The organism is Stenotrophomonas sp. (assembly GCF_050737575.1).
Classification (GTDB): Bacteria; Pseudomonadota; Gammaproteobacteria; order Xanthomonadales; family Xanthomonadaceae; genus Stenotrophomonas.
In genome coordinates this window covers 49,045-71,911 of sequence record NZ_JBOHXW010000011.1, presented here as the reverse complement: position 1 = coordinate 71,911, position 22,867 = coordinate 49,045, and the positions used below count along the sequence as shown (strand labels likewise).

The window sequence follows — 22,867 nt, the reverse complement described above, 5'->3', positions numbered from 1 at the left end:
CAACAAATAACCTCGGCGGCAACGTTTTATTGCGGAAGCGGAAACAATGGACACCATTGATGCCATGCGGGTATTCGTCGCCGTGGTCGAACGCAACGGCTTCAGCGCCGCTGCCGATGCCTTGGATATGTCCACCGCCGCCGTCACCCGGCAGATCGCCGCGCTGGAAAAGCGCCTGTCCGCGCGCCTGCTCAATCGCACCACGCGCCGGGTCAGCCCGACCAGCACCGGTGCCGCGTATTACCAGCGCTGTGTCCAGCTGCTGGCCGAATTCGACGCGCTGGAGGCCTCGGTCGGTGCACAGGCGCTGCAACCTTCCGGTCGGTTGCGGATCAATGCGCCGGTCAGCTTCGGCATCACCCGATTGGCGTCGCTGCTGCCCGGCTACAGCGCGCGTTACCCGCAGGTGGAATTGGATTTGTCCTTGTCCGACCGGCTGGTGGACATGGTCGAAGAAGGCTTCGATCTGGCCATCCGCATCACCCGCCAGCCGTCGCCGTCGTTGATCGCGCGGCGTTTGGCACAGGCCCGCATCACCTTGTGCGCGGCGCCGTCCTACCTCGCCCGGCGCGGCGCACCGGCAACGCCACAGGCGCTGGCCGAGCATGATTTCCTGTCTTACAGCTACTCCGCCACCGGCGACAGCTGGACCTTGCGCGGGCCGGAAGGCGACACCAGCGTGACCTTCACCCCGCGCATGCGCGCCAACAACGGTGAGGTGCTGCGCGAGGCGGCCATTGCCGGCATGGGCATCATTGCGCAGCCGGATTTCATCATCGACGCGGCGCTGGCCAGCGGCCAACTGGTGCCGGTGCTGCCGGAATGGGAAGTGCCGCCCATCGACATCCATGCGGTCTACGCCAGCCGCAGCCATCTGGCGCCGAAAGTCCGCAGCTTCATCGACTATCTCGTGGAGTGCATGGGCGAGCCGTAAGCAGGCGATCCGCAGGCAGGCGTTGATGCACTGCAGGCAGACGGCTGGGGGATCACAGCCACGTCCGTTCGTAGAACGCTACCGGCGCTGCGGCCAATTCACTCCGCGTCGCGCTGCGCCGCCAGCAACACCAGCACATCGGCCAGCGGCATCGGCCGGCCCAGCAGATAACCCTGCACCTGGTCGCAGCCATGCGCCGCCAACCAACCGTATTGACCGTCGGTTTCCACGCCTTCGGCAATCACCGTCAGGCCCATGCTGTGGCCCAACGACAACAGCGCGCGGCAGATGGCGGCATTGCGCGGGTTGGTTTCAACATCGGCGACAAAGCTGCGGTCGATCTTCAGCGAATCCAGCGGCAGATGCTGCAGGTACGACATCGACGAGAAGCCGGTGCCAAAGTCATCCAGCGAAATATGGATGCCGCGCTCGTGCAGGCGTTGCATGGTCTGCAGCGCCTGGCCCGGATTGCGCATCAGGCTGCTCTCGGTCAGCTCCAACTGCAGCGAACCACGCGGCAGGCCGAACTCCTCAATGGCGCGGCTGAACTCGTTGGCCAGATCGGTGTTGAAGAACTGCACCGCCGACACATTCACCGCAATCGGCAACCGGCCCCAGCCGGCCGCCGCCAACTGCTGCTGCGCCTGCGCCGCATTGCGGATTACCCAGCGGCCCAGCGCGATGATCAGGCCGGTGTCTTCGCACAATTGAATGAAGTCGCCCGGCGGAATGAAGCTGCCATCCGCCTGCGGCCAGCGCAGCAAAGCTTCCAGTGCGACTGGACTGCCGTCTGCGGCGTGGCGGATGGGCTGGAAATGCAGGTCGAATTCGTTGCGATCGATGGCCATGTGCACGCGCCCGGCCAACTGCAACCGCTCGGTGTATCGCGCCGCCATCGCCGGGATGAAACGCGCCAGCGGCACGCCGGTTTCGCGCGCGGCGTGGGCCGCCTGCGCCGCGCGGCCCAGCACCTGCTCAGCCACGTCGCCATCGTCCGGGCTGCTGGCCACGCCGATACGCGCTTCCAGTTGATGGAAGGTGTCGCGCCCGCGAATGGGTTCGGCTACGGCTTCAAGCAAGGCATCCAGTGCCAGCTGCACATCGGCCGGCCTGTGTATCGCCAGCACGAAATCTTCCGCCGGCTGGTGCGCCAACAAGCCATAACGTGCGGCCAGTCCACCAAGCCGCACCGCCACCGAGCGCAGCGCGTCTTCGCCGGCATCGCGCCCGAGCGTGTCGGCAATCATCTGCAGGCCACGCAGCTGCACATGCGCGATGGTGTAGCCGCTCACACCGGCATCGAGCTTTTCGGCCAGCGCACGCACGGTCAACAAACCGGTGCCGGCGTGATGGCTGGCGCGGTACGCCAGTTCCTTTTCGTAACGCAGGCGCTGGCTGACATCTTCGGCCAGCACCAGGCAGGCATCGTGCCCGTCGAATTCCAGCCGTGCGCCATGTGCCTGCACCTGGAAGATGCTGCCATCCTTGCGCTTGTGCCGGTGCACGGGCAACAACGTCGGTTGACCATTGGCGGTGCCCAGCACGGTGCGCCGTATCGCTTCGCGGTCTTCCGCCGGGCGCACGTCCAGGATCGACATGGACAGGAATTCTTCGCGGCTGAAGCCGTACTGGTCCACCGCGGCCTGGTTCACTTCAAGAAACCGCAGCGTGGCCAGATCAAAAATCCAGAACGGCGCCGGGTTGCGGTCAAACACCAGACGGAACTGCCGCTCCGCTTCCTGCGCACGCGCCTCGGTGTGCACGCGCTCGCTGATATCCACCACGGCGCCGGCCAGACGCGGCAATTGGCCGGGACTGTTGACCCGATCACCGCGCGCGGACAACCAGCGCAGCGAGCCGTCAGCCATATGCAGGCGGAACATCGCGTTCAACGCGCCCTTGCCGTCGCGGGCGTGGTTGAGCATCACCCGCAGCCAGGCGCGGTCTTCTTCGTGAACGCGGCCGAAGAACGCATCCAATGTGGAAACACGGGTCGGCAGATCCAGCATCTGCTGGGTCAGCAATGACCAGTCCAGCAGCGGTTCCTCGCCGTGGATGGACCAGGTGCCGACCTTGCCCACCTCGTGCGCCAATTCCAACTCGGCGGCACCGGCCTGCAGCTCCTTGCTCAGGCGCCGCTCCTGCCATGCACTGCGGCCAAGGCTGTGCAGCAGGTAAGCCAGCCCGACCAGATAAAGCAGAAAGATGGCGATGGCCGCGTACAAAAATACAAACCAGCGCGCCATCACTTCCTTGTAGGACAGTGCGGCGTACAGGCTCAGCGGGTAATCGGTAGGCACGCTGACGGCGGCAATGCGGCGTTGGCCATCGGCAGGGCTTTCGACCACACCTTCCGCCACGACTTCGGGTGAAGGCGTCAATATCTTCATCGGTGCGGGCAATTGCTTGCCGATATACGCGGCCGGGCTGCGGCTGTGCGCCAGCAATTGCCCGTAGCGGTTGCCTATGGAGGCCACGCCGTCGTGGCCAACATCCAGTCCGCGCACCACCTCCTGGAACAGGCCCAGCCGCACCCGCGCCAACAACCATTGCCCCTGCTGCATGGGCAGGGCGGCGCGCACGACCCACGCACCTTCGGGCAGTTGCTCCAGGGCGCCGATATACAGATCACCGCTGAACAACCGGTTCTGCGGCACCACCCAACTGCGCAGGCTGGCATCACCGCGCCCCTGCGATAGCGGCTGGCCGTGGTCATCAACCAAGGTGATCGAGGCCAGATCGCGGTTGCGTTCCAGCACGCCCCGGATATTGGCTTCCAGCAGTTCCACGGCCTTGTCCGGCACCTGCCGGTAGAACTCGCGGCCATCGCTGCCAGCGCCACGCAATGCACGCTCAAGGGTTCCCAGCTGCGCACGCAGCAAACGGTCGCTGCCGTTGGCCAGGGCCATGCTCTGCCGCTGTGCGGCCTCAAGCCGGGTGCTGCGGTCATTCCACAGCATCATCGCCAGTGCGGCGGCCAGCACCACCGCCACCAGCACGCCGGCAAAGGCGACCACCCGCAGTGGATGCGCTTGTACCCGGTTCACAGGGGTTTCCAGCGCATCAGTGGGCAGCGGGCAGCGGGCAGGCATCACGTGGTTGTTCCGGAAGCGTGGGCAACAGGGAGCCAGCGGGGAGCGACCACGCGCCATCGGCATGTGCCCGCGCTGCAAGTGTCTCCCCAGACACCACTGGCAGCAAACCTCACACAGCATGCAGCAGAACCCCTACCGGCGTGAAGAGCAAAAAGCCGCTTTTTTGCTGCAACTGCACCGCTGATCAAACGCCAGAGTCCGCATCTGCATCCCCGTGGACACAGGTCTAGACTTGGGCGGCCTTTCAACCTGGAACCCGCCATGGCCCTGCAACGCTCCCTTCTGATGTTGGCAATCGGTGCCGCACTCTCGCTCAGTGGTTGCAACAAAGACGCGCCGGCAGCGGCCGACAAGACAACGCAGGCGCCGGCTACCACCGCAACGGCCAAGGCGCAGCTGGGCAGCTTCGGTTTCGACGCGGCCGGCATGGACCGCAGCGTCGCGGCTGGCGACAACTTCTTTGATTTCGCCAATGGTGAATGGGTCAAGCGCACCGAAATCCCAGCGGACCGTTCCAGCCAGGGCAGCTTCAACGTGATCGCCGAAAAGACCCTGGCCGACACCCGCGCGATCATGGAAGAAAGCACCAAGGCCAGCGATGGCGAAGCCCGCAAGATCGGCGACTACTACGCCGCCTTCATGGACGAAGCCGCCATCGAAGCGCGTGGCACCGCTGCAGTGCAGCCGCAATTGCAGGCCATCACCGCCATCGCCGACAAACAAGCGCTGGCCAAGGCACTGGGCGGCACGCTGCGCGCGGACGTGGATCTGCTCAACGCCACCAACTTCTATACCCCGCACCTGTTTGGCGTGTGGGTGTCGGCGGATCTGCTGCAGCCTGATCGCAACGCGCCCTACCTCGTGCAGGGCGGGCTGGGCATGCCGGACCGCGACTTCTATCTGCAGGACGGCCGCATGGCCGAGCTGCGCAACACCTATGAAGGCTATGTCGCCAAGCTGCTGGAGTTGTCCGGTGACCGCGACGCAGCGGCCAAGGCCGCACGCATCGTCGCGCTGGAAACCAAGATCGCCCGCGCGCATGCCACGCAGGAAGAAACCAACGATGTCGAAAAAGGGGCCAACGCCTGGAAACAGGCTGACCTGAGCAGCAAGGCACCGGGCCTGGACTGGGCCGCATTCCTGGACGGCGCCGGCTTGAGCGCGCAGCAGGATTTCATCGTGTGGCAGCCCAAGGCCGTCGCCGGCCTGTCCACGCTGGTCGCCGCCGAGCCGCTGGACACCTGGAAGGAGTACCTGGCCTTCCACGCGCTGGATGAAGCCGCGCCGTACCTGCCCAAGGCCTTCGCCGATGCGCACTTCGGCTTCCACGGCACCGCGTTGAATGGCACCCCGCAGCAGAGCGAGCGTTGGAAGCGCAGCGTGGCGGCCACCAACGATGCCATCGGTGAAGCCGTCGGCAAGCTCTACGTTGAGCGCCACTTCGACGCGGCGACCAAGGCGCGTGCCGATGAAATGGCCAAGAACATCATCGCCGCCTTCGCCAAGCGCATCGACGCGCTGGAATGGATGTCGCCGGAAACCAAGGCACACGCCCAGGCCAAGGTGGCCGGGCTCAAGGTCGGCATGGGTTATCCCGCGAAGTGGCGCGATTACAGCGCGCTGGAAGTGAAGCGCGACGACGCACTGGGCAACGCACAGCGCGCCTCGCTGTTCGAGTACCAGCGCAACCTCGCCAAGCTCGGCCAGCCGGTGAATCACGACGAATGGGCGATGCTGCCGCAGACCATCAATGCGATGAACGTGCCGCTGGAAAACCGCTTGGTGTTCCCGGCCGCCATCCTGCAGCCGCCGTTCTTCGACGGTGCCGCCGATGATGCGATCAACTACGGCGCGATTGGTGCGGTGATCGGCCACGAAATCAGCCACGGCTTCGACAATGCCGGCGCGTTGTTCGACGAAACCGGCAAGCTGCACAACTGGTGGACGGCCAATGACCTGAAACAGTTCAACGCCGCCGGCGACGCGCTGGCTGCGCAGTTCAGCAGCTACGAACCCTTCCCCGGCGTGCACGTCAACGGCCGCCTGACGCTGGGCGAGAACATCGCCGACGTCGCCGGTCTGGCCACCGCGCACGATGCCTACCGCATGTCATTGCAAGGCAAGCAGGAACAGACGCTGGAAGGCTTCACGCCAGACCAGCGCTTCTTCCTCGGCTTTGCCCAGGCGTGGCGCAGCAAGGCACGCGAGCAGGCACTGCGCAATTCGCTGCTGACCAACGTGCACGCACCGGGACAGTTCCGCAGCCTGACCGTGCGCAACCTCGACGCGTGGTACCCCGCGTTCGAGGTGAAGGAAGGTCAGGCGCTGTATCTGGCACCGGACAAGCGGGTCAAGGTCTGGTGACTGGCGTTGTGGATGTTGGATAGAGAAACGGGCGCTTCGGCGCCCGTTTTCTTTTGGTCGATGTGAGGGGTTGCTGCGTTGGTGTGCGGTCGCGCTGGAGCAAAAGCTCATCCCTCCCCACCACCAGACCCATCAAGCAATCACGCCGGCCACTGCATCAGAATCGCCGGATCTTCACCGACCCGCTTGCACGCGCGGGTGGAAATTCCATCGTTCAACGCAATGCGGAACAACGGTGCCACGCTGCGCAGCATGCGCGCCGACACCACCGACTGCAGCTGTTGGCCACGGCTGCGGCCGATCAACTGTTCGGCCCATTGCGGCAACAAGGCCGCACCGGCCGCCAGGAACACCTCGCGCGACATGCCTGGCAACGGCACCGGCAGGCGCACCGCGCTGAGCACGTCCAACACTTCGCGTGAGCGGTCATCCATGCGCAGCTGCGGCTGCTGCGCGGCGAAATAGTCCTGCACCTGCGACTGACTGGCCGGCACATGCGTGGCGCCCAGCGCTTCGGCAACGCGCCGGTATTCGTTGTAGTAACGATCGGCAATGGCCTCCGGCACTTCGCGACAATAGCGTCGGCAGCCTTCCAGGAAGCCATACGCTTCGGTGACGTGCACCCAGGTCAGCAGTTCCGGATCATCAGCGGCGTAGTCGCTGCCGTCGGGCACGCGGCCCACCACCTGCGCGTGAATGCGTTTGACGCGTGCAATCAGCTTGTCCACTTCGGCACGCGGCGCGTAACTGGTGCCGGCCACGAAGCTGGTGGTACGGCGCAGCCGCCCGACCAGGTCATCGCGGAAGTTGGAATGGTCATACACGCCGGCCAGCGCACGCGGGTGCAACAGCTGCAGCATCAACGCGCACAAGCCACCGGCCAACATGCCGGGAAATTCAGAATGAATGCGCCAGGTGACGCTGTCCGGGCCGAACCAGCCCGGCTCGCCAAGCGGCGCGTCATAGTCCACCCCGCTCTGATTGCGGGGGAAAGCATCAAGGACCCAGCGCCGGATCTGGGCGGTGGCGGCATCGGAAACACGACGGGACAAGGACGACATGGGCGCTATCGTACCGTTCCCGGCGCGCAACCGGCTTCCCACCTTGGTCGCAGAGCGCTTATGCCGGTACAGACAGCGGCGGCGGGGCCACGTTTCCACGGCGATGTGCAAGCGCAGCACAACTTTTCACCGGCCTTCTTCCATTCCGCTACTTGGGCGATGTTGCGCCGCAGAAATTCGGCCACAGGCGAGGATTCACCTGCCGTCCGCTACGCGCCGATGCTGCGCACCCCCATTGCCAAGCGTCCTGAAAGTGCTAGAACTAAACCCGCCTGACCGCTTCACGCTTATTCGTCGCTCGTTCCAGCAAGGTATCTGCAAGGAGCTCACCATGATTGCGTTGTTCAAAGGTTTGGGATTGTTGCTGCAGGACAATGAACTGTACGGCCAGCCGTTCGAGAAACAGGTCGATCACTGGAAGAACCTCAGCGACCAGCAGATTCGTGACGAAGTCGCGGTGCTGGCGCAGGCAAAGTGCCAATGGTTGATGGCCTCGATCGTGCTTTGGCAGGCGTCCTCGCTGCTGATCCTCGGGCTGATCACCAACTACCTGTGGCGGGATGATTTCCACATCACCTTTACCCGCGTGGTCATCGTGCTGGGTTCATGGGTGTCGATCCTGTTCGTGATCTGGTTCATGGCCAACATGTTTGACCACACGGCCGGCTTTGAGCGCTGGATGAAGGCCTTCAACAGCCGCGCGCGCATCAGCTCCGATGCCGACAGCGTGGATGACGTGGCCGAAGCGCTGGACATGGCGCAGCACTATCCGGAAGTGCTGGATTACAAGCAGGCCGTCACCGCCAACCGCGAGCTGCGCCATGAAGACATCCGCATCATGCGCGAGCTGGGCCGCATGCGGCAGCACTCTGAATTGGTCGGCAAGCTCAACCACATTGGTGACGATGGCTTGAGGTTGCAGCCGGCGTTCTGAGTCCAGAGCTCCCCCTCATCCGCCCCTTTGGGGCACCTTCTCCCGCACGCGGGAGAAGGGAGAAAGAGCAGAGGCAGGCGTTCTGAGTCCAGAACTCCCCCCTCATCCGCCCCTTTGGGGCACCTTCTCCCGCACGCGGGAGAAGGAAGAAAGAGCAGAGGCAGGCGTTCTGAGTCCAGAGCTCCCCTCATCCGCCCCTTTGGGGCACCTTCTCCCGCACGCGGGAGAAGGGAGAAAGCGCAGAGGCAAAGGCCAGAACAGCAGAGCCAAAGAGCAGAGCCAAAATCAAAAGCAACCACCCATCGCCGCGCTCGTCGCGGCGATGTTATTTGCGGATCAATACCTGCTGGCCGAAGCCTTCCGGCAGGTTGTTCATCTGTCGGGTGCGGCCGACCAGCACCACGAAATCCATCAACGGCTCGCGGTTGCAGACCTGCGCGCCCTGCCCTGCACCGCACTGTTCGCGATACAGCTGATACACGCAGCTGCCGCTCTCGCTCTGCAGGCATTGGAATTTGGCTACACCGGAGCGCACGGTGGTGCGGCTCAACAGGGCCTGCTCACCGCTGATGCGCGTCACTGAAGTCTGCCCGGGTGGCTCGTTGATCCCCAGCATCGACAACAGACTGCCCAGCAACATGGTCAGGTAATGCATGGCACTTCTCCTGGCAGAACGGTGGCGGCGTTACATGCCGCGGAACAGACTCATGAACGGTTGGCTGACCGCCAACGTCTCGCTGCGATGCTTCAAACGCAGGACGCCACGGCCACTTTCCTCGCGACTCACCGACACCACCGCCTTCATGTTGACGATGGTGGAACGGTGCACTTGCCGGAAACAATTCGGATCCAATGCCGCCGCCAGTTCACGCAGCGAGCTGCGCAGCAGCAGTTCTTCATCGGCGGTGACCACCGAGGTGTATTTGCTGTCGGCGCGGAAATACAGCACCTCGTCCAGCATTACCAAACGCGTTTCGCGGCCGTTGCTGGCGGTGATCCAGGCCAGCGGCGGTGCGGTCTGCGGCGCGCCCGGTTGCTGCACCAGCTGCTTCAACAAACGATCCAGCATGCTGGAATCCGGCATGCCGGCCTGGCGCCGTGCCAACACCCGCTCGCGCGTGGCCAGCAAGCGCTCGTCGGTCACCGGCTTGAGCAGGTAATCCACCGCGCCTTGTTCAAACGCGGCGATGGCGTATTGGTCGTAGGCGGTAACGAACACCACCTGCGTCTGCGGACTCACGCTCTGCAGTGCGCGCGCCACATCAATGCCGGTGACGCCGGGCATGCGGATGTCGAGGAAGGCGAGGTCGGGCTGGTGGCTTTCCAGTGCTTCCAGCGCGGCGGCACCGTCTTCGCATTCGGCAACCACCCGCAGCTCCGGCCACAAGCGCTGCAGTTGCTGGAGCAAGGCCGCGCGCAGCAGCGGTTCGTCTTCGGCAATGAGCGCCTCAAGGAACATGTGGATACTCCGGCACCGGCGGAACAATGACGCTCGCAGGGGCAAACGGCGGCGGCACCGACGCCACATACGGCAGGCTGATGGTTGCGGCCACACCGCTGGGGAAGTTGGACACCATCGCCAGCGAGGCCTGCTCGCCGCAGGTCAGCCGCAGCCGTTCGCGCAGGTTCTTCAAGCCAATACCGGTGCCGCTGCTGTGCGTGGTGATGCCTTGGCCATCGTCGGCCACGGTGACGGTCAGTTGACCGCCGAGCTCGCGCGCCAGAATCCACACCGTGCCGCCACCGGATTTCGGTTCCAGGCCGTGTTTGATGGCGTTCTCCACCAGCGTCTGCAGCGACATCGACGGCAAGGCGACATGGTGCAACGCCTCGGGGACATCCACCTGCAGCGTCAGCCGTGCGCCCATGCGGATGCGCAGGATTTCCAGATAGGCGTGCACGCGTTCCAGCTCCTGGCCGAGCGTGGACACCGACTGGTCGATGCCCGGCAACGAACTGCGCAGGTAGTGGATCAAGTGACCGAGCATCTGCTCGGCACGCTCGGGGTCGGCGCGGGTCAGCACCTGCGCGTTGGCCAGTGTGTTGTAGAGAAAATGCGGTTCCACCTGCGCATGCAGCAGGTTGAGGCGGGCGACGGTGAGTTCTTTCTCCGCCTCGGTGCGTGCGGCCTGCGCGCGTTCTTCGCGACGCTGCTCGGCAACCTTTCCGCTCAGTGCGTGCGTCACCGCTTCGGCGTTCTCGAAGTTGCTGCCTTCGTCCAGCAACAACAGGTCCACCCAAGCGCCGGCGTCCGGTTCAAACAACAGCGTGACGCTGCTGGTGTCGGTGCCCGGGGTAACGCGTGCGGTGATCTGGTTGCGCTTGATCGCCAGCCGCGCCAGCAGATTCCAGCGTGACGGCGGACGGTCACCGTAAGGATCCGCACGGCGCTGCAGGGCACGCAGTTGCAGCGTGCCGACCGAGCGCTCGAAACCTTCCAGCCGGGGCATCTGACCAATGACCTCTTCCAGCACGCGGAAGGCGGTGGCCGCATCCAGCGGCAGCTCCACCTGGCGACGATGACGGTTGCCCAGGGTTTGTGCGTCGAGGCGGTCGGCGATCAGCGAGACGCGGCGGACGTGGCCAACAATGGCGCTGAGCGTGAACACCATCAGCGTCATCGCCAGCAGGCCGTAGATCCAGCCCGGCGGTTCGTCCATGCCACTGAACAGGCCGCTCCACAGGAAGCCGCCGACCACGAGCGTGAGCGCCCATACAGCGAGAATGCGGAAGCCGAGGAAGAGGCTGGCGAACATGGTCGGGGCCGAAGTGGGGGAGCTGGCGTCGAGGATAAGTGGCTGCCGCCCATGCACAAGCGCCGTGCGACAAAACGTGGATATCGGCGACCAAACGGGACAAGCCGTCGACCGGACCGGGTCAGCCGCCGGGCCGGGCCTTCTCGTAGCGCACGTCGCCGTCGTCCAGGGCCGCCACCGGCACCCAACCGTGGCGGCGGTAGAAACCATTGGCACGCACCGGCTCACGCCCGTCGGTGCTGAGCCAGATCCGGGCATGCCGTGCGAACAGCGCCGCTTCGGCCGGCTGCAGCACTGCCGTGCCCAGGCCCTGCCCCTCGAAGGCGGGCCGGACGAACACCGCGAACAGACACGCGTCATCGAGGTCGATCATCGAGAACGCCACCGGCTGTCCGTCTACTTCTGCCAGCCAAGCACACGGCGCAGCCGATACGGCGGCGGCGAGGGACTCGGCATCAATCCCCATCTGCGCCATCTGCTCCCGCGAGAGGTGGTTCTGGGTGACGCTGGTACGGATGTCGAACAAGGCCTCGACATCGGCCGCAACGGCCAAACGAACGTTGAACATCATCGTCGTGTGCGCTCCAAGCGCGGTGGGCGGTTCATCCGCGCCGCGACTGCCAGGCCGGCGGCAAGTCCCATTGCACCAGTGCATCGACGCAACGCCCCCACAGGCGCTCGCCATCCGGGCTCCATTGAACCTGCTGCAGCTCCGAGCAGTTGCCGCGATCGGCCTGCAGGGTCAACGAGCGGCCGCTGTCCAGATTCCACACCACTGCCGCCCGACCGCCGCCAGCATTACCCAGTGCAAGCAGACGGCCGTCAGGCGAGCCAGCAGCGACCTTGAGCGAATCCTGGCCAGGCAGGGTCAGCGAATGACGCACCTTGCCGCTGTCCATATCGACCACGTGCATGCCCGGATTGCGCTGCTCGCCGTCTTTCAACACGAAGCCCACCGCGATCCAGCGCCCGTTGACCGAACCAAACGGCTCCGGCGTCCATTGCGTCATGCCGATGTTGTCCTGTGTATCCGCTCCACCGTAGCGGCGCGGCAGTGGCAACACCCGCAGCACACGACCGCTGCTGCCATCCAGTTCGGTGAGGCCGAATACATCCTCGATCCAGACGTTGGCCATTGGACCATCCCACTGCACCGGCTTGACCTGTGCATTGCCGGGTAAATTGCCGCGCATCACATGCTGACGCGGCGCGGCGAAACGCAGCGCGTAGTCCCAGCGCGCACCATTTTCGGCGGCGGTCTGGCTTGGCGCCCACAGCTTGAAGGTATCGCGCTGGCCCGTGTAGTCACGCCGGTAGGCCAGCGGCACGCCGTTGCCATCGTGGATGTAGCGAACATAGCTGTCGCCGAGCACGCCCTTCTGGTCGAACGCCAACGGATGCGCCACCAGCGCCGGATGCGCGCTGTCGTAGCGCATCACCTGCCCGTCCGCCAGCAGGTGCACCACCTGCCCACGCACATCAGCTGCCAGCATCCAGCGGGTCACGCTCGGTTGCGGGGACGTCCACAGCGTACGTGGTGTGTCGCCATCCGCAGGCGACCAGCGCATCACGGTAAAGGGGTAGTTCTGCACCAGCAGTGCGCTGCCATCGGCCAGCACCTGCATGCCATCGGCGTCGAAGGTTTTGTATGCCCCCACCCGCTCGATGCGCAGCACGCGATTGGCCTTGATGATCGCCGCGTCTGCATCTGGCGCTTGTAACTGCGGCTCGATGATGGCGGTCATCGGCGCAGGCGGTGCGATCCAGTCCGATGCGTCTGCGCCGATCCGCAACCCGGCCCCGGGCAACGCGCTCAACGCCTCGAACAGCGGGGTAAACACCGGCTGCGGCACGCTGTTGCGCTGAATCCGTGCCTGCGGGCCGCTGCTGAAAATATTGGCGTCGGCCAACGCACGTAATTGCCCCACGATGCCGCCGCCGGGGTTGGGCCAGTCGTCGTTGCGCCACAGGGTGATGGCGGTGGCCGGGCGGCCCATCACTGCATCCAGCTGGGTCACACGGACATGGATGGTGCTCTTGCTGCGCCCCATCGCACCGAGGCGTTGCTCGGCGCTGCCGATCCAATAGTTGAACGCATGCTGCAGGGCTGGCATGCGCTCGCCGCGTCCTTCAAAACGGAAGTTCCGTTCGAGCCGCGCCATGCGGCCGGGGATTTCCGAGTCGAGCAATGCCCCGTCGCTGACGTACTGCTGCAGTTGCGGCAGTTCGTACTGACGCAGGTATTCACGCACCAGTTCGGGCCGACGCGCCATCAGCACATCGCCCCAGCCTTGGTCGATGCGCGACACCTGGTTGCTGCTGAGTTCGCCGGTCAGGGTGCCCATCGGCTTCAGTGCGGATTGCACCACCGGCAGCACCTGCGCGAACGGTACGTCCACTACCATCTGCACCCGCGGCAGACGCTTGCCGTCCTTGCCCAGTTGGGGCGTACGCAATGCGGCAGGAAGCCGGTCCTCAACCAGATCCGGTGAGGATGGCAGGATCTGCCAGTTCGGCGGCAACGTCGCGGCAGCGGCGCACAACGGAACGGCCATCCCCGCCAACCAGAACATCACGCCCCACACCCTTCTGTTCGACATCCCTGTTCCTTGCTGCTGCACGCGCCAATGGTAGGTGAGTGAGGTCAAACAGGGCGCGAATCAATGGCGGTGATTAAGGCAGGACAAACGCTGCCCTCACCCCAACCCCTCTCCCGCAAAAACGGGAGAGGGGCTTTGAGCAGTGCCCCTTTGGGGCACCTTCTTCCGCTGCTTACTTGCGTTCTGCTGCGCTCGCATCGCGTACCGCGCGGAACGCTTCTTCCTGGCTCCAGTTCGGCCATGCGCGCGAGTTGGCGAGGTTCTCGCCGAGGGTGTAGACCACTTCCAGGTCGCGTACCGCGCCGGCGAAGGTCCAGTCGGCCTGCCATTCGTCGCCTTGCTGGTGATAACGCTTGGCGGTGTAGTCGTCTGATGCCTTCTTGCCGGCCTCCACGCCGCCGTCGATCCAGTCCTGACCTGCCGCATACGACAGCGCCGGCACGCCACGCTTGGCGAACGGGAAGTGATCGGAGCGGAAGAACAACCCGGCTTCCGGCTTCGGGTCGGGCGTGTAGCGGATGTCCCAACCCTTGGCGACATCCTTCAGTTGATCCAGCAGTTCCATCTTGGCCGAGCCGTAGATGCCGAAGTCACGCGACGGGCTGTACGGCGACATGCCGTCCATGTTGATCACCGCCACGGTCTTGGACAGCGGATACAGCGGGTGGCTGGCGTAGTACTCCGAACCGAGCAGGCCCTTCTCTTCGGCAGTGACCGCCAGAAACAGGATGGAACGCTGCGGCTTGGGCTGTGTGGCAAAACCACGCGCAAGCTCGATCATCGCAGCGGTGCCGCTGGCGTTGTCCATCGCGCCGTTGAAGATGCGGTCGCCACGTGCGTCCGGCTCGCCGACGCCGATGTGGTCCCAGTGCGCGCTGTAGATGACGGTTTCGTCGGCGTGGCTGCTGCCTTCCAGGCGTGCGGCCACATTGTGCGAGGTGATGACTTCGGTCTTGACCTGGTAGTTGGCCGAGAAGGTTTCGCCACGCAGTTCCACCGGCTGGAAATCACGCGACTGCGCCTGCTGCTTCAGTGCATCGAAATCCAGTCCGGCGCGCTTGAACATGGCCACCGCCAGATCATGCTGCACCCAGCCTTCCAGCGCCGGATGCGCCTCGGCCGGGTTGTCGCGCACCACGTCGAACATGGTGTTGGTGTTGGAACCGGCCACCGTTGCCCAGCCGTATGACGCCGGTGCGGTTTCGTGGACGATCAGCACGCCGGCAGCGCCCTGGCGCGCGCCTTCCTCGTACTTGTAGGTCCAGCGACCGTAGTAGGTCATGCCCTTGCCGTCGAAGTCGCCTTCGCCGCTTTCAAAGTCCGGGTCGTTGATCAGCACCACGGCGATCTTGCCCTTCAGGTCGACGCCCTTGAAGTCGTCCCAGTTGCGCTCGGCCGCTTTGACGCCGTAACCCACGAACACCAGCGGTGCGTTGTTGATCGCCACGGCGCTGTCGCCATTCATCGCCGCGCGCACGGCCACCTGCTGGCCCTGGGTCAAGGTCTGCGGCTTGCCCTGGCTGGTCAGCGTGAGCTGCGGTTTGCCGACAATGTCGCCCTTGAGCAATGGCACGGCCTGCGTCCACAGGCGCTTGCCGTCCTGCAGGTCACCGCCCGGCTGCAGGCCGGCGTCGGCAAACTGCTGGCTCAGGTAGGCAACGGTTTTTTCCTCACCTGCCGAGGCCGGTGAGCGGCCTTCGTAGGCGTCGGAGGACAGTTCCTTCACGTCGGCGGAAATCCGCGCGCCATCAAATTTGGGCGGTGCGGCCATCAGGGCCGTAGACACCGACATCGCCAACAGGCTGATCACTACTCGCTTCACGCATTCTCTCCACTGGTCAGGCAACCGTTGGAGTGTAGCCAGCCGCCGCGCTCAGTGCGCAGTGCCGGAGGACATGGCCGCGGCGCGGGCCAGCAATACCTGGCTTTCGCGCGCGTTGCCGCTGAGCTCGGCGGCCTGCTCGAAGGCGGCACGCGCCTCGTCATGGCGGCCGAGCCGGGCCAGCAGGTCGCCGCGTACTGCGGCCAACGGCGCATAACCCTGCAAGCGTTCGTCCTGCTGCAGCGCCTCCAGCAGCGGCCATGCCGCCGCGGCGCCGTGCGCCTGGGCGACCGCGACGGTGCGATTGAGTTCGATCACCGGCGACGGCATCACTTCGCCCAAGCGCGCATACAGCGTGGCGATACGCGGCCAATCGGTATGTTCGGCGCGGCGTGCACGGGCATGGCAGTCGGCAATGGCGGCCTGCAGCACGTAGGGATCGTCGCCGCCATGCAGCTCCAGTGCGCGTTCCAGCGCCGCCTGGCCACGGCCAATCTGCAGCCAATCCCAGCGGCTGCGGTCCTGATCCAACAGCAGTACCGCAGCGCCATCGACGCCGGTACGCGCACGCAGTCGCGAGGCCTGCAGCTCCATCAGGGCGAGCAGGCCCAGCACCGGAATGGTGTTGGGCATCAGCCCCACCAGCACGCGACCAAGCCGCAGCGCTTCTTCGCACAATGCCGGCCGCGTCCAGTCATCGCCGGCGCTGGCTGCATAGCCTTCGTTGAACACCAGATAGACCACATCCAACACCGACTGCAGGCGCTGTGTCAGTTCATTGCGACGCGGTACTTCAAACGGTACCTGCCGTTCGGCGAGCAGGCGTTTGGCACGCACGATGCGCTGGGCAATGGTCGGCTCCGGTTGCAGATACGCACGCGCGATTTCATGCGTGGTCAAACCGCACAACAGGCGCAGGGTGAGTGCCACGCGCGCTTCGGCAGGCAACAGCGGATGGCAGGCAACGAATACCAGCCGCAGCAGGTCGTCGCCGATGTCATCGATGTAATCGTGCGCATCCGCGCCCATGACGTGATCCTGCAGCTCGTCCAGCACCTGCGTCTGCCGCTGCGCATGCAGACGCCGCTGCCGCAGGCGGTCGATGGCGCGCCGCTGTGCGGTCGCCATCAGCCAAGCGGCGGGATTGTCGGGAATGCCTTGGTGCGGCCAGTGTTCGAGCGCGGCGACCAAGGCGTCCTGGGCCAGCTCTTCGGCGCTGTCCAGGTCGCCCATCATGCGCGCCAGGCGCGCGACCAGGCGCGGCGATTCCATCCGCCACAACGTGTCGAGCCTTTGCTGGAGATCTGCATGTTCCATCAGGCCGCGATCACACCACTGTGCCGAGGTCGCCGCAAGCGCTCCGGCAATGCTCATCGCTTGGGAGCGCGCGAGTCATCGCGTTCATCAACGCACCGGGACGCGCAGCGATCTCCGCGCCCTCCCCTCCGTCACACGAAAGGAAGGGCGCTGAAACGGCGGCCGCCGCGCAGGCATCACTGTTCCACAAAGGTTTTGAAACCGCCCCAGAACATCCGCTTGCCATCGAACGGCATGGTTTTGACATCCATGCCAGCCAAGCGTGGATCGGCCATCGCTTTCGTGTTGACGCGGTCGCGGTGCGCACGCGAGCGATAGACGATGTAGGCGAAGATCACCACCTCATTCGCCTTCAGCTTCACCGACTGCGGGAACGAGGTGTGCTTGCCCGGCTTGACGTCATCGGCCACGGCCTCCACGTAGGCCAACGCACCATGATCCTTCCACACCGTGGCGGCCTTGCGCGCCATGCGGCGATACTCGGCAAGCCGTTCCTGCGGCACCGGAACCACGAAACCATCGACGTAACTCATGTGTCTCTCCTGCTTGATGTTGTCTGTGCGCTGACCGGCCGCCATCGCGACGCGATCACGCAGTGATTCAACCGGGCTCGCCATCCATGTGTGCGATTTCCCACAAGTGGCCGTCCAGATCCTGGAAGCCGCGCTGGTACATGAAGCCGTAATCGCGTGCTGGCATCAGCTCGCTGGCGCCCGCCGCCACGGCTTTGTCCACCAACGCATCGACCGCGGCGCGGCTGTCAGCCGACAGGCAGGTGATGACTTCGGTCTGCTTGCGCGCATCACTCAACGGCTGCGGGGTGAAGGTCTGGAAGAACGGCTCCACCAGCAGCATCACGAAGATGCAGTCGCTGATCACCATGCAGGCCGCATTCTCGTCGCTGAACTGCGGATTGAAGCTGTAGCCCAGTGCAGCGAAGAACGTTCTGGATGCCTCCAGATCACGCACCGGCAGGTTGACGAAGATCATCTGTGGCGTGGTCGTCATTACTGACCTCCTTCCATCGGCTTCATGCAGTTGACCATCCACGGCTTGCCGTAGCGGTCCACCAACATGCCCCAGCGCTTGGCCCAGAACGTCTCGGCCAGCGCCATCTGCACCTGCCCGCCTTCGGCCAATGCGGCGAACACGCGCTCGGCTTCCTCGACGCTGTCCACATCGACATTGATGGTGGTGGCAGTCTGCCCTTCTGCCTGCGGGCCATCGGCCGCCATCAGGATCGCCGCGCCCACTTCCAGCTGGCAGTGCGCGACCTGGTCGGCGTCCGGCGTGAAGCCTCCGCAGCCTTCCATATCCATGTCCGGACTCGGCGGCATGTCGCCGTATTTCATTTCCGAAACCACCTTGCCACCGAGTGCCTTGGCATAGAACGCCATCGCCTCGTGGGTGTTGCCATTGAAGCCCAGGAACGGAATCAGTTTCATGGTCGTGCTCCTCGCGGTATGAATGAGATCAGTTGTTCTGGCCGATGCGGTCGCGCAGACGTTGCTCCTGCGCACGCAATTCCGGAGTGAAGGCTTCACCGAAGTCCGCGTCCTCGAAGATCGGGCGGATCTCCACCTCCACGGGGTCTGCGCCTTCGGCGTTGAACGGCGCCCGCTTGAGCCACTCCACGGCCTCGGCCATCGAGCGCACCTGCCACAGCCAGAACCCGGCCACCAGTTCGCGCGTCTCGGCGAACGGGCCGTCGGTCACGCTGCGGCCGGACGGGCCGTCAAAGCGCACGCGCACACCTTTGGCACTGGGATGCAGGCCTTCGCCGGCCAGCATGATTCCGGCGTTGACCAACTGTTCGTTGAATGCGCCCATCGCCGCCAGCTCGGCCTCGCTGGGCATCACCCCGGCCTCGGTATCGGCATTGGCTTTCACCAGGACAATCACTTTCATCGCAGCATCTCCGTCGCCGGCCCATTGCCGGCTCACATCACATACGACGAGCCAGCGCGCGGATTCTCGACATCGCCACGTACTGTTTTTCTGAACGCATTAATGCGGCAACGCAGCAGAATCCGTGCGGCAAAATGCGCGTCTTCCCTACAAGGCGTAGCGCGATGAAATTCCTGTTGCTGATCTACATCGAGCCCACGTTGCTGGAGGCATTGCCGGCAACCGAGTACGACACACTGATGCGCGGCTGCATCCAGCACGCGGACAAGCTGCAGGTCAAAGGCACGCTGCTGCTGGCGCAGAAGCTGCAGCCGACCAGCACCGCGCAGACGCTGCGCACCCGCCAGAACCAGCCCCGCATCACCGACGGACCCTTCGCTGAAACGCGTGAAGTGCTGGCCGGCTTCAATCTGATCGAAGCCGCTGATGCCGATGAAGCGATGCGCATCGCCCAGCAATTCCCGTGGTCCGCTTACGGCAGCATCGAAGTGCGGCCGCTGGATGACATGGATGCTGAGCGGCTGCGGGTGGGTGCGTGAAACAACACGGCGCCTGAGGCGAAGCGACCGGCGCGAGACAAACCTCTCTCTTGTTCTGCTGCGCACGCTTGGGGTGCCTTGACAGCGCCGGTGTGGACGGCGTGCTGCACTTCTCATCACTTCATAGCGCCTCGCTCCCATCGACGCACCACTTGCGCCGTTTTTCTGTGCCTTGTGAAGCACGGTTACGGCATGTCAGCGCATCGGTATGAAAGGCACAGTTGTGTCGCAAGTTGTTGAATAAGCGAGCAGCAAAAAGTCCCGCACAGGGAACAGTTCAAAACTCATCGTCATCGCCAACACCAAAGTTACCGTCTGTTCACTTGATGCACCGCCTTCCACTTCGGAGCGCGGCGTCGGGAAGACAGTCACTCTGGAGAGAGGAAGATGAGCAAACGGAAAACGCTCCACCGCGCCACCCTATGCGTGGCATTGGGCCTGTGCATCGCAACCACGGCGTATGCGCAGTCCAATGCAACAGGATCGATCTTTGGCAACGCTGCACCGGGTAGCACCGTCGTCATCCAAAACTCAGACACCGGGCAGACACGCAATGTCGTGGTGGGGTCCAACGGGCGCTATCAAGCGCCCTCGCTGGCCTTGGGAAACTACAAGGTTGAACTGACCAAGGATGGAAAGACGGTTTCCGTCCGCGACAACGTTTCCGTGGTTCTGGGCGGCGCAAGCCAGGTGAGTTTCGTCGCAAGCGCCGACGCCACCACTCTGGATGCGATCACCGTCACTGGCGTCAACACGCCTGCCATCGATGTATCAGGTACCGACATCCGCTCGGTATTCACCGCGGAACAGTTGAGCAAGATCCCGGTGGGGCGAACCATCAACGCCATCGCGTTGCTGGCACCGGGCGTAGTGGCTGGCGATTCGCGTTACAGCGGTGTGGCGTCCTTTGGTGGCGCGTCGGTGACGGAGAATGCGTACTACATCAACGGTTACCCGGTCACCAATCCGATGACCGGCCTGGGGGCAAGCACCCTGCCCTTTGATGCGATGGATCAAGCGCAAGTGTTGGTCTCTGGCTATGGCGCCGAGTTCGGCCGCGCTACCGGTGGCGTGGTCAACATGGTCTCAAAACGGGGTGGCAACGACTGGAAGTTTGGCGGCCAGGTCACTTGGAATCCGAACCCGGCTTCCCGTCGCAACCTCTACCTTCCGTCGGTCGGCTTACCCCTTGACGGCCAGATCTATCAAAACCTGCGCGACTACAAGGATGAATCGACCACCTATGGTCTCTATGCCAGCGGCCCCATCATCAAGGACCGCCTGTTCTTCTACGCTACCGGCGAACTGCAGGAGCGTGATGTCGAGAGCTATGGCGCGCGCGCAGGTTCCACCACGTCCTACGGCGAGCTCGACTATCGTCTGCCGCGATGGCTGGCCAAGGTTGACTGGAACATCAACGACAACCACAGCATCGAACTGACCGCAGTGTCCGATGTCACCAAGCGCACCGACTACCTCTACCCCTACGCATATACCCAAGCCGTCGCCAACACCAATAACGCAGCCTCCGGCGAATCACTCCAGCCGATGCAGCACGGCAGGACCCGCATGGGTGGCGGCGAATACAAGGATGGCGGCGAGCTGTACGTCGGCAAGTACACCGGCTATCTCACCGACAACCTGACGCTGACGGCGCTCTATGGTCGCCAGAAACTGGACCATACACGCGCGCCGTGGGGCTACGACCCCAGTGTCACGCCGGTGCGCGGCACGCCGTTTGCCGGGGCCAACAATCTCAGCTTCGGCACACTCACCCAGCTGCCCTATTCCGACGCCTTCGACAAGACCGACGGTGGCCGCCTGGACTTGATGTGGGTGGTCGGGGACCACACGCTGCGCCTGGGCTACGACGAGTTGAACACCAAGTCCCGCGAAGGCACGACCACCGCAGGCGCTGCCGGCTACTACTGGAACTACAACTACGGCGCACCCAACACCGCACTGCAGGGTGGTGGCGGCTTCATCATTCCCGACAACGGTCGCTACGTTTCACAAGTGATCTACAACAACGGTGGCGAATTTGAGGTGGAGCAGTACGCGTACTACCTGGAAGACCGCTGGCAGGTGTCGGACAACGTGTTGCTGTCGCTGGGCCTGCGCAATGAAAATTTCACCAACTACAACGGCGACCGCATCGCCTACCTTGATGGCAAGAATCAATGGGCACCCCGCATCGGTGTCACGTGGGACGTAAAGGGTGATTCGAGCCTGAAGGTGTTCGGCAACGTGGGCCGCTACCACCTCACCGTGCCCAACACCGTCGCCCAGCGCGGTGCCTCGGGCTCCACCTTCACCAACGAATACTTCTCGTATGACGGCATCGATCCGAATACGGGCTTGCCGCTGAACACCACGTCGATCAGTCCCAACGGCCCCTACTCATCCAACGCGGAGTACGGCCAGGCGCCCAATCCCAACGCGGTGGCCGCGGCTGATCTGAAGCCCTACTTCCAGGACGAACTGGTATTGGGCTTTGAGAAGAAACTCAGCGACAACCTCGTCGGCGGTATGCGTTACGTGTATCGCGAACTGGGCAGCATGATCGACGACATGTGCGATCCACGCGGCGCCATTGCCTGGGGCGTCGCCAATGGCTATGACAATGTCTTCGATTCGAGCGGATTGAAGGCCGGTGATGCGGATTTCAACGCCGCGGACACCGAAGCGGCGCGGCTGTGGACCAACAACACCAGTGGCTGCCGCATGGGCAATCCTGGCCAGAAAAACACCTGGGTGCTGTACGACGATGCGGGCAATCCGCACCGGGCCAACTTCGACGGCGGCTTCCCGAAGATGGTGCGCAAATACCATTCGGTGAACCTGTCCATCGAACATCCGTTTGCCAACGGCTGGTACTACCGTCTGGACTACCTCTGGTCACACAACTATGGCAATGGCGAGGGCATGACCAACTCCGACATTGGCCAGGATGTCGCCCAGGCGGCCCAGACTCAATCCTGGGACCATGTGGAACAGGCTGAAGGTGGCTTTGGTGATCTCCCCAACGACCGCCGCCACCAGTTCAAGGCGTTCGGCTGGTATCAGCTCAACGATGAGTGGCGTTTCTCAGGCACGTTTGTCGCCTATTCGGGGCGTCCCAAGAACTGCAACGGCATGTACAACGGCGTCAATGCCCAGGATGAATTCGCCACGGGCCATGTGTTGTACAACGGGCCCTATTACTGGTTCTGCAATGGCGAGTCCGCACCGCGCGGATCACGCGGCACCCTGCCGTGGACCACACGCATGGATGTGGGCGTGAGCTACTCCCCGCGCTTCGTCCCCGGCAACAAGCTGCAGTTCAACTTCGACGTGTTCAATGTATTGAATCGGCAAGTCATCCAGAACGTCGTGGAGTACGGCGAGAACGGCGGCTTTGGCGTGCCATATCAACAGGCAGGGCGGGTACTGAGCTACTCGGCGCCCCGCAGCATGCGTTTCAGCATGAGGTATGACTTCTAAGCAGGGCACGGTTGCACAGGAGGCGCGTCGATGCGGCGTACCTCCTGTTGCCCA

General features: G+C 63.9%; 18 protein-coding genes. 5 read left to right on the top strand and 13 right to left on the bottom strand.

Annotated elements, in window-relative coordinates:
* Nucleotides 1–46: 46 nt before the first annotated feature.
* Entirely contained in the window at nucleotides 47–934 is an 888-nt protein-coding gene (locus ACREP4_RS16625) for a LysR family transcriptional regulator (RefSeq protein ID WP_431597308.1), read from the top strand.
* Between the two features lie 98 nt (nucleotides 935–1,032).
* On the opposite strand, the gene ACREP4_RS16620 is transcribed toward ACREP4_RS16625, so the two are convergent.
* The gene (locus tag ACREP4_RS16620) at nucleotides 1,033–4,026 is read right to left on the bottom strand and encodes a bifunctional diguanylate cyclase/phosphodiesterase (RefSeq protein ID WP_431597307.1); all 2,994 of its coding nucleotides are present in this window, start codon (nucleotides 4,024–4,026) and stop codon (nucleotides 1,033–1,035) included.
* A gap of 264 nt (nucleotides 4,027–4,290) precedes the next feature.
* Here ACREP4_RS16620 and ACREP4_RS16615 point away from each other — a divergent pair, with 264 nt between their 5' ends.
* The gene (locus ACREP4_RS16615; RefSeq protein ID WP_431597306.1) at nucleotides 4,291–6,393 is read left to right on the top strand and encodes a M13 family metallopeptidase; all 2,103 of its coding nucleotides are present in this window, start codon (nucleotides 4,291–4,293) and stop codon (nucleotides 6,391–6,393) included.
* A gap of 140 nt (nucleotides 6,394–6,533) precedes the next feature.
* Here the strand turns inward: ACREP4_RS16615 and ACREP4_RS16610 are convergent, their stop codons facing one another.
* Nucleotides 6,534–7,454, bottom strand: coding sequence for an oxygenase MpaB family protein (locus ACREP4_RS16610; RefSeq protein ID WP_431597305.1), 921 nt, complete (start codon nucleotides 7,452–7,454; stop codon nucleotides 6,534–6,536).
* 331 nt (nucleotides 7,455–7,785) lie between these two features.
* Here ACREP4_RS16610 and ACREP4_RS16605 point away from each other — a divergent pair, with 331 nt between their 5' ends.
* Nucleotides 7,786–8,388 (top strand): hypothetical protein, encoded by a 603-nt coding sequence (locus ACREP4_RS16605; protein ID WP_057635919.1) that lies wholly within the window; start codon nucleotides 7,786–7,788, stop codon nucleotides 8,386–8,388.
* Between the two features lie 325 nt (nucleotides 8,389–8,713).
* Here ACREP4_RS16605 and ACREP4_RS16600 read toward each other — a convergent pair whose 3' ends face one another.
* The 11 genes from ACREP4_RS16600 to ACREP4_RS16550 all read right to left on the bottom strand — a co-directional run bounded on the left by ACREP4_RS16600 (nucleotide 8,714) and on the right by ACREP4_RS16550 (nucleotide 18,791).
* Nucleotides 8,714–9,043: a hypothetical protein gene (locus ACREP4_RS16600; RefSeq protein ID WP_431597304.1), complete on the bottom strand. Its 330-nt coding sequence runs from the start codon at nucleotides 9,041–9,043 to the stop codon at nucleotides 8,714–8,716.
* A gap of 30 nt (nucleotides 9,044–9,073) precedes the next feature.
* On the bottom strand, nucleotides 9,074–9,847 hold the full coding sequence (locus tag ACREP4_RS16595; RefSeq protein ID WP_431597303.1) for a LytR/AlgR family response regulator transcription factor: 774 nt from the start codon (nucleotides 9,845–9,847) through the stop codon (nucleotides 9,074–9,076).
* Entirely contained in the window at nucleotides 9,837–11,144 is a 1,308-nt protein-coding gene (locus ACREP4_RS16590) for a sensor histidine kinase (RefSeq protein ID WP_431597302.1), read from the bottom strand. The genes ACREP4_RS16595 and ACREP4_RS16590 overlap by 11 nt, the downstream gene beginning before the upstream one ends.
* Nucleotides 11,145–11,265: 121 nt before the next feature.
* On the bottom strand, nucleotides 11,266–11,715 hold the full coding sequence (locus ACREP4_RS16585) for an N-acetyltransferase family protein (protein ID WP_431597301.1): 450 nt from the start codon (nucleotides 11,713–11,715) through the stop codon (nucleotides 11,266–11,268).
* A gap of 31 nt (nucleotides 11,716–11,746) precedes the next feature.
* Entirely contained in the window at nucleotides 11,747–13,744 is a 1,998-nt protein-coding gene (locus ACREP4_RS16580) for a hypothetical protein (RefSeq protein WP_431597300.1), read from the bottom strand.
* A gap of 172 nt (nucleotides 13,745–13,916) precedes the next feature.
* Entirely contained in the window at nucleotides 13,917–15,566 is a 1,650-nt protein-coding gene (locus ACREP4_RS16575; protein WP_431597299.1) for a M28 family metallopeptidase, read from the bottom strand.
* Nucleotides 15,567–15,617: 51 nt separating this feature from the next.
* A complete protein-coding gene (locus ACREP4_RS16570) occupies nucleotides 15,618–16,883 on the bottom strand; it encodes an RNA polymerase sigma factor (protein ID WP_431597351.1) in 1,266 nt (421 codons plus the stop codon).
* 176 nt (nucleotides 16,884–17,059) lie between these two features.
* Nucleotides 17,060–17,416 (bottom strand): DUF1428 domain-containing protein, encoded by a 357-nt coding sequence (locus tag ACREP4_RS16565; protein WP_431597298.1) that lies wholly within the window; start codon nucleotides 17,414–17,416, stop codon nucleotides 17,060–17,062.
* Nucleotides 17,417–17,483: 67 nt separating this feature from the next.
* Nucleotides 17,484–17,891 carry a VOC family protein gene (locus tag ACREP4_RS16560; RefSeq protein WP_431597297.1) on the bottom strand — a complete coding sequence of 136 codons (408 nt, stop codon included), beginning with the start codon at nucleotides 17,889–17,891 and terminating at the stop codon, nucleotides 17,484–17,486.
* Nucleotides 17,891–18,328: a VOC family protein gene (locus ACREP4_RS16555; protein ID WP_431597296.1), complete on the bottom strand. Its 438-nt coding sequence runs from the start codon at nucleotides 18,326–18,328 to the stop codon at nucleotides 17,891–17,893. The genes ACREP4_RS16560 and ACREP4_RS16555 overlap by 1 nt, the downstream gene beginning before the upstream one ends.
* A gap of 28 nt (nucleotides 18,329–18,356) precedes the next feature.
* Complete coding sequence (locus tag ACREP4_RS16550; protein ID WP_431597295.1) at nucleotides 18,357–18,791, bottom strand: YciI family protein; 435 nt, start codon at nucleotides 18,789–18,791, stop codon at nucleotides 18,357–18,359.
* 164 nt (nucleotides 18,792–18,955) lie between these two features.
* Between ACREP4_RS16550 and ACREP4_RS16545 the strand changes: the two genes are divergently transcribed.
* Together ACREP4_RS16545 and ACREP4_RS16540 are read left to right on the top strand one after the other, a co-directional pair.
* Nucleotides 18,956–19,330 carry a YciI family protein gene (locus ACREP4_RS16545; RefSeq protein ID WP_431597294.1) on the top strand — a complete coding sequence of 125 codons (375 nt, stop codon included), beginning with the start codon at nucleotides 18,956–18,958 and terminating at the stop codon, nucleotides 19,328–19,330.
* 387 nt (nucleotides 19,331–19,717) lie between these two features.
* Nucleotides 19,718–22,813, top strand: a complete 3,096-nt coding sequence (locus ACREP4_RS16540; RefSeq protein WP_431597293.1) for a TonB-dependent receptor — start codon at nucleotides 19,718–19,720, stop codon at nucleotides 22,811–22,813.
* Nucleotides 22,814–22,867 lie beyond the last annotated feature (54 nt).

Bases quoted from the DNA above. Each gene is read 5' to 3' on its own strand.
- ACREP4_RS16625 (WP_431597308.1), top strand. From the start codon at position 47: ATGGACACCATTGATGCCATGCGGGTATTCGTCGCCGTGGTCGAACGC.
- ACREP4_RS16620 (WP_431597307.1), bottom strand. From the start codon at position 4,026: ATGCCTGCCCGCTGCCCGCTGCCCACTGATGCGCTGGAAACCCCTGTG.
- ACREP4_RS16615 (WP_431597306.1), top strand. From the start codon at position 4,291: ATGGCCCTGCAACGCTCCCTTCTGATGTTGGCAATCGGTGCCGCACTC.
- ACREP4_RS16610 (WP_431597305.1), bottom strand. From the start codon at position 7,454: ATGTCGTCCTTGTCCCGTCGTGTTTCCGATGCCGCCACCGCCCAGATC.
- ACREP4_RS16605 (WP_057635919.1), top strand. From the start codon at position 7,786: ATGATTGCGTTGTTCAAAGGTTTGGGATTGTTGCTGCAGGACAATGAA.
- ACREP4_RS16600 (WP_431597304.1), bottom strand. From the start codon at position 9,043: ATGCATTACCTGACCATGTTGCTGGGCAGTCTGTTGTCGATGCTGGGG.
- ACREP4_RS16595 (WP_431597303.1), bottom strand. From the start codon at position 9,847: ATGTTCCTTGAGGCGCTCATTGCCGAAGACGAACCGCTGCTGCGCGCG.
- ACREP4_RS16590 (WP_431597302.1), bottom strand. From the start codon at position 11,144: ATGTTCGCCAGCCTCTTCCTCGGCTTCCGCATTCTCGCTGTATGGGCG.
- ACREP4_RS16585 (WP_431597301.1), bottom strand. From the start codon at position 11,715: ATGATGTTCAACGTTCGTTTGGCCGTTGCGGCCGATGTCGAGGCCTTG.
- ACREP4_RS16580 (WP_431597300.1), bottom strand. From the start codon at position 13,744: ATGTCGAACAGAAGGGTGTGGGGCGTGATGTTCTGGTTGGCGGGGATG.
- ACREP4_RS16570 (WP_431597351.1), bottom strand. From the start codon at position 16,883: ATGGAACATGCAGATCTCCAGCAAAGGCTCGACACGTTGTGGCGGATG.
- ACREP4_RS16565 (WP_431597298.1), bottom strand. From the start codon at position 17,416: ATGAGTTACGTCGATGGTTTCGTGGTTCCGGTGCCGCAGGAACGGCTT.
- ACREP4_RS16560 (WP_431597297.1), bottom strand. From the start codon at position 17,891: ATGACGACCACGCCACAGATGATCTTCGTCAACCTGCCGGTGCGTGAT.
- ACREP4_RS16555 (WP_431597296.1), bottom strand. From the start codon at position 18,328: ATGAAACTGATTCCGTTCCTGGGCTTCAATGGCAACACCCACGAGGCG.
- ACREP4_RS16550 (WP_431597295.1), bottom strand. From the start codon at position 18,791: ATGAAAGTGATTGTCCTGGTGAAAGCCAATGCCGATACCGAGGCCGGG.
- ACREP4_RS16545 (WP_431597294.1), top strand. From the start codon at position 18,956: ATGAAATTCCTGTTGCTGATCTACATCGAGCCCACGTTGCTGGAGGCA.
- ACREP4_RS16540 (WP_431597293.1), top strand. From the start codon at position 19,718: ATGAGCAAACGGAAAACGCTCCACCGCGCCACCCTATGCGTGGCATTG.